Genomic DNA, 11582 nt, shown 5'->3' on the forward strand with positions numbered 1-11582 from the left:
AGGCTCCACTCCCGCTCATCGAGGTCGTTCCTGCAGGCCGGCTACCGACGCCTCGGCTTGGCCCCGGGTTTCGGCGCGGTGACCGCCGGTGTCGCCTCTGGCTCGACACTCGGTTCTCGGTCGATGCGTCGGTAGACGAGGTGCTGCTGGGTGTAGGTCCAGATGTTGTTGCTCACCCAGTACAGCAACACCGCGACCGGAAGTACCGGCCCACCGACGAGCACGCCAGCCGGGAACACCCAGAGCACGAGCTTGTTCATGATCGCGGTCTGTGGGTTGGCGAGCGCCGCTGCGTCCTGCCGGGCGACGGACGCCCGCGAGTTCAGATGCGTGGCAACCGCAGCGACGATCATCAAGGGGACTGCAACGAAAGCGATGCTCCACACCGACGGCACTCCCCCGAACGGACCGAAGGCCTCGAGCACCTCCCGAGAGCTGTTGACGGCAGCCGAGATCGGCGCACCGAAGAGCCGTGCGTCGAGGAAGGACTGCACATCGGCGGCGCTGAAGACGTAATTCGCGGTGTTCGCGTTCTCCTGCGCCGTCATACCGAGATGACCGAATCCGGTTCCGGTTCGGTTGAACGAGCGCAGCACGTGCAGCAGACCGATGAAAACCGGGCCCTGCGCCAGCAGTGGCAGGCACCCCATCAGGGGGTTGAAACCGTGTTCCTGCTGCAACTTCCGCATCTCGGTTGCCTGCCGAGCACGGTCCCCGGAGTACTTCTTCTGTATGGCCTTGATCTGTGGTTGGAGCCTTTTCATGGCGAGCTGCGAACGAATCTGGCTGACGAACGGCTTGATCAGCAGCGCACGCAGTGTGAAGACCAGGAAAATCACTGCCAACGCCCAGGCGAAGCCGCTGTCGGGGCCGAGCACGGACCCGAAGACTCTGTGCCAGAACCACAGCACCGCGGAGACGGGATAGTAGACGAAATCGAGCATGGTGGAGCACCTCACTGTGAGAGAAAGCGGTCGGTTGGCGTCTCGACCGGATCTCGCAGTGGCTCAGGAGAACTCGAGCCACCGGTCCGGTCCACAGACCGGGCCGGGCGCTCTGGGCATGGGGCGACCTGGCGCATCGGGTTGCTGTTGCCTGCGGAATGATCCCCGAAGTCGCCGCCCGTCCGCGCCGGCAGCGCACGACGACAGCGGTGCGATCACGGCGAGGTCGGACGGCGCACCGAGGACGACCAGGGACGCCGCGACCAGCGCACCGAACATCGCTATCTGTGCGGCGGGTTGGGCGTCGACGACGGCGAAGACGACGAGCAGGACGGCGACGACGCCGAGCGCAGTGGCCACGGAGCGATGGGTACTCGACCGGCTCATCCGATACCCACTGCTATCTGCACCACCGCACACGCGAATACGACAAGTGAACCGCGAAACAATTGCCGAAGCATGTCAACCGGCACCTGCCCCATCGGCGTCTCCAGTATCAGCCCTCCGTATTCGAGCGGCGGACGCGACGCCGATCGATACAGAGCAGCGAGCGCTACGAACGGGGTCGGCAGCAATGCCCACAGCGACGCACCGAACACGACCGGTAGGCAGGCACCGAATACAACGAGGATTCCGACTGCAGGCACCACAAGATGCGCTGCCCGCAGACTGCGATCGGATCCTCCGAGAGCTGCACGAAACGCACTGGACGAGTAGATATCTCGTAGCCCGTGACCGCATACGGTGCCTACGACGCAACATGCGAGCAACAGCGCAACCGGACGCAGGGGCAGCGCGAATACCGCCGCGCACAGGTAGACCGCGATGACGACCGAGACCAGAGTGCGCACCGCGCGCCGGTCGCGAAGTACGCGTCGAGCATCGGCGTCCACGAACATTCGCCGACGCGAACCCGAAAACGACCGAGACCGAACCAGTCCCACACGACGCCAAGTGCGCGAGTCCATTCGGGAAGAAACGAACGATGTATCCATTGTCGCGATCGCCACCGACAGAGAGGTCACCAACCCCGAACCGCGTTCCAGCGCAGACCGATTCAATCGATGCACGCGGGATCGACCGACCCACACGATCGCAACACCGAAGACGAGAGCCACGGCCGACGGCCACCCGATGGAGGGTGCGGGCAGTACCGGCGCGTGGACGGCGGACACCGAACAGAGGACGACGCCGATGCACACGAGCCCGAGCGAGAATGTCCGGTACCACCCCTCCCAGAACCGCGATGTCTGCGCCAGTACTGCCGATCCGACAACGCTCGCACCTATCGCTGCTCCCATGCCGGCGAACCACCACCAACTGTGGGCAGTCGTACCGAACAGTGTTGCCACTCGCGCGATCAGCACACCCAGGGCACCGCCACATGCTGTCGAAGCCCAGTATCGCGGAGCGAGCACACCCGACCGATCGAGCGGGGTCGAGTGAATCCAGAACTGTTCGGCAGAATCCACCACAACCGGCCCCACCGCCCGCACCGCAGCCATGACCAGGCCGCATGCTGCGATTGCGAGGCCGGACGCGAACAGTGAGTCGACCTCCAGCAGCAGCCCCGCAAGCGGGTTCCCAGACTCGGCTCGGTTGGGCTCGAAGCGCCCGAGAAGGTGCCACAGCAGTCCCGTCGCTACGAACACCGGTAGTCCCCACACCGCGAGGACAGCGCCGATGTCGATCGGCCTCCTCGCGCGTGTCCAGCCGCGAATCCGGCTACGGACTACGCGTGCCGAGGGAACGGCCGTCATCACTGTCGCCATCGGTCACCGTCCACGCTCGTGTCGGCTACCTGCTCGACGAGATCCGGGTCGTGAGATGCCATCAGGACAATGCAGCCGGCCTGCTTCTCGCGCACGATGGCCTGAGCCAACCAGCGCTTGCCTTCGGCGTCCAACCGCTGCTCGGGTTCGTCGAGCACCAGTACGTCTCGCGGTCGCACGAACGCCGAACCCAATGCCAGCCTTCGCTTCTGACCGCTGGACAGCGTGACTGGTAGCTGATCGACGACGTGGCCGAGCCCCAGTCCCTCGATCACCCGCTCTGCTGCACTCGCAGGGTCGGCGACTCCGTGGGCCGCAGCAACGAGTTGCAGATGTTCACTCACCGACAGATGCGGGAACGTCCCCGGATCGTCCAGGACCGATGCCACGCGCCCACGGAAATCGGGCGCGGCTTCGTCGACAGCATTCCCGAAAAGTGTGATGGTGCCGGAATCGAGATCGTCTGCTCCGACGACGCATCGGAGCAGGGTCGTCTTTCCGGCACCGTTTGCACCTACGAGCGCACACACCGATCCCTCCGGTACGACGAACGAGATGTCGCTGAAGACGGTCAGCGAACCGAAACGCCTGGTGGCGTCGTTGATGACGAGCATGATTGTTCTCCCGGCAAACCTCGCGGACAACGGGTCGCGAAGGCGTGGGGGAACTTTCGAGCTAGAGTGCCCCCACCAATGCACCGGGTGCGCGTGGTTGCGGGCGGCCGGGAGCATCCGGGCGATGTTGACGCCGGAACGCACCTCGAAGGTGGCGTTCCTCTGCGGTGGGGCCGACATTCGGCAGTAGGCGCAGCAGTGCCGGAACATCGACTCGGTGCGCGAGCACCATCAGAGTTGCCAGCGCCGCGACGAGGATCAGAGCCACGTCTGCGGTTGCGGTCGGCATCGTCAGGTACAGCGACACGAGGAGCAGCGAAGTGACGACCATGCTCTGGTATCTCATTCCGCACCTCCCTGGTGTGCCACTGAACCTGAGTTGTTGCTCAGGGTACAGATACCGAAGGGTCCGTGCACAGGTGCCAGGTATCGCCGACGAACACCGGACCGCGAGCTTGCACACAGGGACGCACGTAGTCGGGCAGTCGCTCGAGCTCCGCGTCCGCGTCGGCCGACAAGCCACCCACGTAGGACGTATCGATTCGTCCGGTCTGCTCGAAGCGATCGACGTTGTGCCGTGCGATGTACGCATCCGGATTCAGAGCCGCCAGCGCGAGCACGGTCAGAACTGCACCGACACCTACCGCTCGCGGAAGCCAGCGCCCCGACATCCGCACGCCCGACACCAGAACCAGTACGAACACCGATGCCAGCCACCACTCGACACCCGTGACGAACAACCTCAGCGTCGTGTAGCCGTACTGCTGCTCGTACAACGACATTCGATGCAGGGCCGACGCAACGATCACCAGCGACAGCAGGCACAGCGCTCCGAGCAACGTGCGCAATGCAATTCGTTCACGCCGATCGTCGCGGCGGGCCTTCGCGACCGTGACCGCGATGACGAGCAGTGTCAGTACCGTGACCGCGAGCAATTGCCAGAAGCCCTGCCGGGCGTATTCGGCGTTGGTCAGCCCCTCGGTGGTGAGGACGTGCCCCTGCCCTCCGAACAGCGTCGGCACCTGGAACCCGACGAACACGACGAACAGGGCCACCACCGCCCCGAGGGGAACCATCCACTCCCACAACTGCACTGTTCGACGCGGCGACGGTGCGAGGCGATCGAACCGAGGCGGATGCAGCGCGACGTAGGCCACGGCGAGCGCACCTGCTGCGGTGAGCACGAAGACGAGAATGCGACCGACGACGGACGCGGCATCGAACTCGGGTGTCACCGCGCCCAGCGCATCCGAGAAACGCTTGTCGGCCGCACCGAACAACGCTGCGAACACGACGAGGAGCGCGATCGTGACAATGGAGACCATGCCGATCCGGACCGGCCGTGGCCCTTCCAGATCGATCGAACCGGCTCCGCGCCCGGTCCACCGAGCCACGCGCACCGGCAGAAACACCGGTAGTAGACCGCCGAGCGCGATTCCCGTCCACGTCCAGGCGCGGGAGAGCACCACCACTGCGACCACGACGGCGAGCGTAGTCGACATCGTCACGATCCACTCGGCCGCTCGCAGCGCAGACACGCTCGCCAATGCCAGCACTCCTGCCACCCCTGCCCATTCCCACCCCGAGAGCCTGCCGCGGCGCGCTGCGAGCACCACCGCCACGAAGGCCAGGGCGGTGATCAGCACACCGAACGTGTTGTCCACCAACGTCACTGCCCCGATCAGCCCGGCAACAGCGGACCCGATCAGCGCCACACGGGGGGCCTGCGCATACCGCAACACCGGCCAGGTGCGAGGCCCCCAAAAAGAGTGACCGTGCTTCGCTGTCGGATGAATCGGAGTGTCGATCGTGGTCATGGCGCTTCCTTCTTCTGTGTTTCGGGCATGGAAGGTCGGCGGCTGCGGTCCGGGGACGTGCAGTCGCGGTTCGGATGGATCGAGAAAGTCAGTGCTCGGGGATGGCCACTCTGATGTGGCAGCCGACTTCGCTGTCGAGGACTTCGATGGTTCCGCCGTGCAGTTCGGTAGCCCAGCGGGCGATGCCGAGGCCCAGACCTGTTCCGCCGTCGGTGGATCCGCCGCGAGTGAATCGGTCGAACACCGCATGGCGATCGGCGAGCGCGATGCCTGGGCCCTGGTCGACGACGTCGAACGCATACGCTCCGCCGATTCGATGGGCCCGCAGCGTCACGGTGCTCGACTGGGGCGAATGCCGCACGGCGTTGTCGACGAGGTTGGTGATCACCTGTGTCATGCGAGATCGGTCGGCCACGACGGACGAATCATCCGGCGAGACGACTATCGACACTCGTTCTCGGTGAACGGACGTCGCATCCTCGAGGAATTGCCGCACCGCGAACTCCTCCGGGGCAATGGTGAGCACACCGCCCTCCACCCGCGACAGGTCGAGCAGTTCGCTGACCAGATCTCCGAGCCTCTCGGTTTGGCGCAGCGCCACCGACAGCGCCGCGGGATCCGCGTCGGTCACCCCGTCGACCATGTTCTCGAGCACGGCACGCAGGGCGGCGATGGGCGTCTTCAGCTCGTGCGAGACGTTGCCGATGAGTTCGCGGCGGTACTTCTCGGCGGCTTCCAGATCACTTGCCATGGTGTTGAACGCCGTGGCGAGCTCGCCCACCTCATCCCTGGACGTTGCCCGCACTCGCGTCGAATAGTCGCCTCGCGCCATCGCTTTGGCGGCCGAGGTCATCTCGCGCAGCGGTGACGTCATCCCGTGGGCGACGAATTGTGTTGCGGCCAAGGACACGACGAGCGCTGCGAGGAGGGTGTAGCGAAACTGCCAACCCGCTCCGATCCAGAACACGACGCTCGCGAGCACCAGCACGATGCCCACGACGAGCGAGACCTTGAGCTTGAACGACCGCAACGGATCCAACGGGCGCGGCAGCATTCGCGTCATCGCGGCGACTCCACGGCATAGCCCACGCCGTGCACGGTGCGGATGAGATCGCCACCGAGTTTGCGACGCAACGCTTTCACGTGAGAATCGACCGTCCTACTGCTGGCCGAATCGTCCCAGCCCCACAGTTCCGACAGCAGCGTTTCGCGCGAGACCGCCGTGCGCGGCCGAGCAGCCAAGTAGGCGAGAATGTCGAATTCGGTTCTGGTCAAATGGATGTCACCGGAGGGATTGGTCACCCGCCGTTCGCGGTGATCGATCTGCACGTCACCGACTCGAACTGCCTGGGGTTCGGCGGTCACCGTACGCTCGGCACGCCGAACCAGGGCGTGCACGCGAGCGACCAACTCGCGCATACTGAACGGCTTACCCAGGTAGTCGTCCGCACCGACGCCCAGGCCGACGAGCATGTCCGTCTCGTCCGACTTGGCCGTCAACATCAACACCGGCACCGGGCGGGACGCCTGGATACGACGACACACTTCGAGTCCGTCGAACCCGGGCAGCATCAGATCGAGCACCACCACGTCGGGATCGATCCGGGCGCACGCGTCGACGGCAGACGGGCCGTCGGCGGCAGTGACGACCTCGTACCCCTCGCCGCGCAGCCGAGCGGCAACGGCCTCGGAGATCGTGGGCTCGTCGTCGACGACGAGAACTGTGCGGCTCATGAGAACTGACCTAGAGGGCGCACATGGAGGAGCCCGTCGGGAAATGTGGAGGTTCGGTGAAGGTTGAAGCCAGGCAATTCACGTCGCGTCGGCAGACAGACTCGACTGCGCATCGAAATTAGGGTGGGCTACCCTTCCCGCTGTTGGCCAACCCTTCCGAAAGGCGTCTCGATGCACATCCGACCACTTCACCGAACCTGGACGGTGTGCGCGATTGCGCTGACCACCGCGGGGCTGCTGACTGCATGCTCGAACTCCGCCGACGAGGCGTCGTCGATGGCCGGCACGTCCTCCGATTCGGCGGTCTTCCCGGTCACGATCGAGCATGCATTCGGCGAGACCGTCGTGCCAGAAGAACCCACTCGTATCGTGGTGGCCGGATACACCGAGCAGGACACGGTCCTCGCACTCGGCGTCGTACCTGTCGGCGTCACGGAGTGGTACGGCGACCAGCCCTACGCCACCTGGCCCTGGGCGCAGGCCGCGTTGGGCGACGCGCAGCCCGAAGTTCTCTCGGCCACCGGCGACGGCTTCGAGGAAGAGAAGATCGCCGCACTCGAGCCCGATCTGATCATCGCCACCAACGCAGGCCTCACCGAGGACACCTACGACAGGCTCAGCGACATCGCTCCCACACTCGCCCAATCGGACGCCTCCACCGCCTATTTCGAGCCCTGGGACGTCCAGGCCGAGAAGATCGGACGTGCGCTCGGCAAAAAGACCGAGGTCGACGCCCTGATCGACGGCGTGAACCAGAAGTTCGCCGACGCCGCAGCCGCGCACCCCGAATTCGCCGACAAGAAGGCGATCTTTCTCCAGAACGCGTTCTACGAGGGCAAGGCGATCGCCTACCAGGACGGGTTGAGCACGGACTTCATGACCAAGCTGGGCTTCGTCGTTCCCGACGACATCGACGCCTACGTTCCGGCGGACGGCGGCGGCCAGGCAAGCATCCCGCTCGAGAACCTGTCGGTCCTCAACGCCGCCGACGTGCTGATCTGGGGAACCGAAGGCCCGGGCGACCGCGCGGAATTGGAGAAGGAAGCGGTGTACAACGCCCTCGAGCCGGTCGAGGACGGCAACCTCGTGTTCACCGACGGCGTGACGGCGGGCGCGATCTACTTCACCAGCGTGCTCAGCCTGCCGTACGTGATCGACAAGCTGGCCCCGGCACTGGACGAAGCCCTCGACGGAACGCCGGCAACGATCACCGGCTGATCTCGGGCGCTACCGAGCGGCGGAACGCTTGTCCATCCACATGGCGGTGGCCAGTACACCGAGACCGGCCACCGCCAGGCCCGAGCCGACGGCGGCGGGTGCCGTGTAGCCGAATCCTGCGGCGATCACGGCACCGCCGACGGCAGCTCCGATGGCGTTGGCCAGATTGAACGCGGCATGGTTGAGCGATGCGGCGAGGGTCTGGGCGTCCTCGGCCACGTCCATCAACCTCGTTTGCAGACCGGGTACCACCGAGGAGCCGGACGCGCCGATGAGGAACACCAGCAGTAGGGCGGTGATCGGATTGTGTGCGGCCACGACGAACACCGCAAGGAACACGGCCGTGGCGGCCAGGCCGACGAAGGTGCCCTTGAGCTGATACCGGTCGGCCAGCCATCCGCCGGCGTAGTTTCCGACGACCATTCCGATCCGTAGATCATCAGGGCCACCGGAACGAAGGCGCGGGCGAGACCGGCGACGTCGGTCAGCGTCGAAGCGATGTAGGTGTACACCGCGAACATGCCACCGAATCCGACGATTCCCACGAACAGGGTCATCCACACCTGGCTGCGGCGCAGTGCGCCCAGCTCGGTGATGGGGCTGGTGGTCGGCATCGCGTCGAGTCGTGGCATCCAGAGGACGAGCGCGGCGACGGTGAGGGCACCGATGACCGCCACGAGCGTGAATGCACTGCGCCATCCCAGCGCCTGCCCGATCCAGGTCGCCACCGGTACGCCGACGACGTTGGCGACCGAGAGTCCCATCATCACCATCGCGACGGCTTTGGCTCGCTTGCCCGGTTCTGCGAGGTGGGCAGCGACCAGCGCCGCTACACCGAAATACGCACCGTGCGGCAGACCTGCAACGAATCGCGAGGCCACCAACTCGTTGAAGCTGGGCGCGAAGACGGTGCCGAGGTTTCCGAGGGTGAAGGCCACCATCAGCGCCAGCAACAACATCCTGCGCGGAACGCGAGCAGCCAGGGCTGCGATGGTCGGCGCGCCGACGACCACACCGAGCGCGTACGCAGAGATCATGTGGCCGGCCGAGGGCTCGGAGATCCCCATCGTGGTCGCGATGTCCGGCAACAGACCCATCGATGCGAACTCCGTGGTGCCGATCCCGAAGCCGCCGATGGACAGTGCCAACATCGCGAGTTTGCGTCGGGTCGAGTGCGGTCGGTGACTGACACTCAGGCCACTCGACACCTTGCCGCGCACAGCGCTGACTCGGGACAGAGCGGAATCGGTGACAGTCACAGCAGTACAACCTTCGTGTGCAAATCGGGGGGCAGAAGAAGCGGACGGGATTCGAGCCTGCGATCGGAAGCCGACCGAAGCAGGAACGTCGCTCCGGTCAATTGTCTTCCCGCGGGTGGCTCGTTCTCGCGTCGATGCACGGTGATAGTGCTCACCCGAGCATCTGCTCGAGCTGTACCGGCACCCCTCGCGTGCCCTCGTTCCGGTGGGGTGCCGTCACCCGCTAAGATATTTGCCAGGTCATGAGCGCCAGCATCGAGCCCCGGCTTGCTGGCCGGCAACCCTCCAACCGCGGTGGGGTGCCCCGGGTGAACGACCAGGCCGGTCCGGCACGCGAGTGCCGAATCGACAAGCGCGGGTCCGCAGGAAGCGGACCCACTGAACCTTCGGTCCCCACGGGCCGAAGCCTGTCAGGAGGTTCTCTCATGTGTTGCTGTACCGATACGCCCCGTAGCGCTCGACTTCTCGAGCTTCATTCGACATTCGATTCGTCTCAGACAGACTCGTCTCAATAAAACGGAGTATCACCAGCCATGACCGATTCCACCCCCGACGTCGTCGACGCCACCGGAGCACCCACCGAGGATCCGTTCACGGACCCCGCAGCCGACTGGAGCTTCGAGACCAAGCAGATCCACTCGGGTCAGACCCCGGACGGCACCACAAGCTCGTGCGTTGCCGATCTACCAGACCACCTCGTACACGTTCGACAACACCGATCACGCAGCGGCGTTGTTCGGTCTGGCCGAGCCCGGCAACATCTACACCCGCATCATCAACCCGACTCAGGATGTCGTCGAGCAGCGCATCGCCGCCCTCGAAGGTGGCGTGGCGGCATTGTTGCTCGCGTCGGGTCAGGCCGCCGAGACGTTCGCGATCCTGAACCTCGCGGAGGCGGGCGACCACATCGTGTCGAGCCCGCGGCTCTACGGCGGCACGTACAACCTGTTCCACTACACGCTCCCCAAGCTGGGTATCACCGTCTCGTTCGTCGACGATCCCGACGACCTCGAGCAGTGGCGTGCCGCGATCACTCCGTCGACCAAGGCGTTCTACGGCGAGTCGATCTCGAACCCGAAGAACGACATTCTCGACATCCCGGGGATCTCGGCAGTGGCCCACGAGAACGGCATTCCGCTGATCGTGGACAACACCGTGGCGACGCCGTACCTGTTGCAGCCGTTGAAGCACGGTGCCGACATCGTGGTGCACTCCGCCACGAAGTACCTCGGCGGACACGGAACGGCCATCGCGGGCGTCATCGTCGACGGCGGGACTTTCGATTGGACGCAGGGCCGTCATCCCAACTTCACCACCGCAGATCCGAGCTACCACGGCGTCGTGTTCGCCGATCTGGGCGCGCCCGCATTCGCACTGAAGGCGCGCGTCCAACTGTTGCGTGACATCGGTGCTGCGGTCTCGCCGTTCAACGCCTTCCTCATCAGCCAGGGTCTGGAAACGTTGAGCCTTCGGATCGAGCGGCACGTGGCGAACGCACAGAAGGTCGCCGCGTTCCTCGCCGGTCGCGACGACGTCGTCTCGATCAACTACGCCGGACTCGAATCGTCCCCGTGGTACCAGCGCGGGCAGGAATTGTTGCCGAAGGGGCAGGGCGCGATCATCGCGTTCGAGCTGAAGGGCGGTGTGGACGCGGGCAAGAAGTTCGTCAACGCACTCACTCTGCACAGCCACGTCGCTAACATCGGAGACGTGCGTTCACTCGTCATCCACCCCGCATCCACCACGCACTCCCAGCTGACTCCGGAAGAGCAGCTTGCGTCGGGCGTCACTCCCGGCCTGGTGCGTCTCGCCGTGGGCATCGAAGGAATCGACGACATCATCGCCGATCTCGAGGTCGGATTCAGCGCGGCGGCATCTTGAGTCACAGCTGCGACACAGGCGTTCGTCCTGAGGCGGTTCTTCCGTCTCCGGACGGGCGGTTGGGCACCATCGACATCGGTGGTCTCGATCTCGAGAACGGCGCTCGAATCCCCCAGGTCACCGTCGCGGTGCAACGGTGGGGCGAACTCGCCACCGACCGCAGCAACGTGGTACTCGTCGAACACGCCTTGACCGGGGACTCGCATGTGTCCGGTCCGCCGGACGCCGATCACGCTCTGCCCGGTTGGTGGAACGGAATGGTCGGTCCCGGCTGCCCCATCGACACCGACGAGTGGTGCGTCGTGGCGACCAACGTGCTCGGCGGGTGCGGCGGGACCACGGG

At 65.3% G+C, this 11582-nt stretch carries 8 protein-coding genes, 4 pseudogenes and 1 riboswitch; of the genes and pseudogenes, 3 read left to right on the forward strand and 9 right to left on the reverse strand.

Annotated features, from left to right (window positions below):
* Positions 1 to 53 precede the first annotated feature (53 nt).
* The 8 genes and pseudogenes from yidC to RHBS_RS16800 all read right to left on the reverse strand — a co-directional run.
* Positions 54 to 944, reverse strand: a pseudogene (gene yidC / locus RHBS_RS16765) (membrane protein insertase YidC); the annotation flags it as partial.
* Positions 945 to 1007: 63 nt separating this feature from the next.
* On the reverse strand, positions 1008 to 1304 hold the full coding sequence (locus RHBS_RS16770; RefSeq protein WP_121870368.1) for a DUF6412 domain-containing protein: 297 nt from the start codon (positions 1302 to 1304) through the stop codon (positions 1008 to 1010).
* Positions 1305 to 1327: 23 nt separating this feature from the next.
* Complete coding sequence (locus RHBS_RS16775) at positions 1328 to 2704, reverse strand: DUF6297 family protein (protein ID WP_128646071.1); 1377 nt, start codon at positions 2702 to 2704, stop codon at positions 1328 to 1330.
* Entirely contained in the window at positions 2704 to 3330 is a 627-nt protein-coding gene (locus tag RHBS_RS16780; RefSeq protein ID WP_121870370.1) for an ABC transporter ATP-binding protein, read from the reverse strand. The genes RHBS_RS16775 and RHBS_RS16780 overlap by 1 nt, the downstream gene beginning before the upstream one ends.
* Positions 3331 to 3391: 61 nt before the next feature.
* Positions 3392 to 3676 (reverse strand): DUF6412 domain-containing protein, encoded by a 285-nt coding sequence (locus RHBS_RS16785; RefSeq protein ID WP_121870371.1) that lies wholly within the window; start codon positions 3674 to 3676, stop codon positions 3392 to 3394.
* A gap of 40 nt (positions 3677 to 3716) precedes the next feature.
* Positions 3717 to 5147 (reverse strand): DUF4153 domain-containing protein, encoded by a 1431-nt coding sequence (locus RHBS_RS16790; protein WP_121870372.1) that lies wholly within the window; start codon positions 5145 to 5147, stop codon positions 3717 to 3719.
* A gap of 88 nt (positions 5148 to 5235) precedes the next feature.
* Positions 5236 to 6210 carry a HAMP domain-containing sensor histidine kinase gene (locus RHBS_RS16795; RefSeq protein ID WP_121870373.1) on the reverse strand — a complete coding sequence of 325 codons (975 nt, stop codon included), beginning with the start codon at positions 6208 to 6210 and terminating at the stop codon, positions 5236 to 5238.
* Positions 6207 to 6881 carry a response regulator transcription factor gene (locus tag RHBS_RS16800; protein WP_121870374.1) on the reverse strand — a complete coding sequence of 225 codons (675 nt, stop codon included), beginning with the start codon at positions 6879 to 6881 and terminating at the stop codon, positions 6207 to 6209. The genes RHBS_RS16795 and RHBS_RS16800 overlap by 4 nt, the downstream gene beginning before the upstream one ends.
* Before the next feature lie 171 nt (positions 6882 to 7052).
* Here RHBS_RS16800 and RHBS_RS16805 point away from each other — a divergent pair, with 171 nt between their 5' ends.
* Positions 7053 to 8099 carry an ABC transporter substrate-binding protein gene (locus RHBS_RS16805; protein WP_128646072.1) on the forward strand — a complete coding sequence of 349 codons (1047 nt, stop codon included), beginning with the start codon at positions 7053 to 7055 and terminating at the stop codon, positions 8097 to 8099.
* 9 nt (positions 8100 to 8108) lie between these two features.
* On the opposite strand, the pseudogene RHBS_RS16810 reads toward RHBS_RS16805, so the two are convergent.
* Positions 8109 to 9250, reverse strand: a pseudogene (locus tag RHBS_RS16810) (MFS transporter).
* A gap of 346 nt (positions 9251 to 9596) precedes the next feature.
* Positions 9597 to 9719: riboswitch (SAM riboswitch) on the forward strand.
* A gap of 172 nt (positions 9720 to 9891) precedes the next feature.
* Between RHBS_RS16810 and RHBS_RS16815 the strand changes: the two are divergent.
* Positions 9892 to 11239 (forward strand): annotated as a pseudogene (locus RHBS_RS16815) (bifunctional o-acetylhomoserine/o-acetylserine sulfhydrylase).
* Positions 11236 to 11582: pseudogene (locus tag RHBS_RS16820) on the forward strand (homoserine O-acetyltransferase); the annotation flags it as partial. The pseudogenes RHBS_RS16815 and RHBS_RS16820, both read left to right, overlap by 4 nt.

Source organism: Rhodococcus sp. BS-15, assembly GCF_000813105.1.
Lineage (GTDB): Bacteria > Actinomycetota > Actinomycetes > Mycobacteriales > Mycobacteriaceae > Rhodococcoides.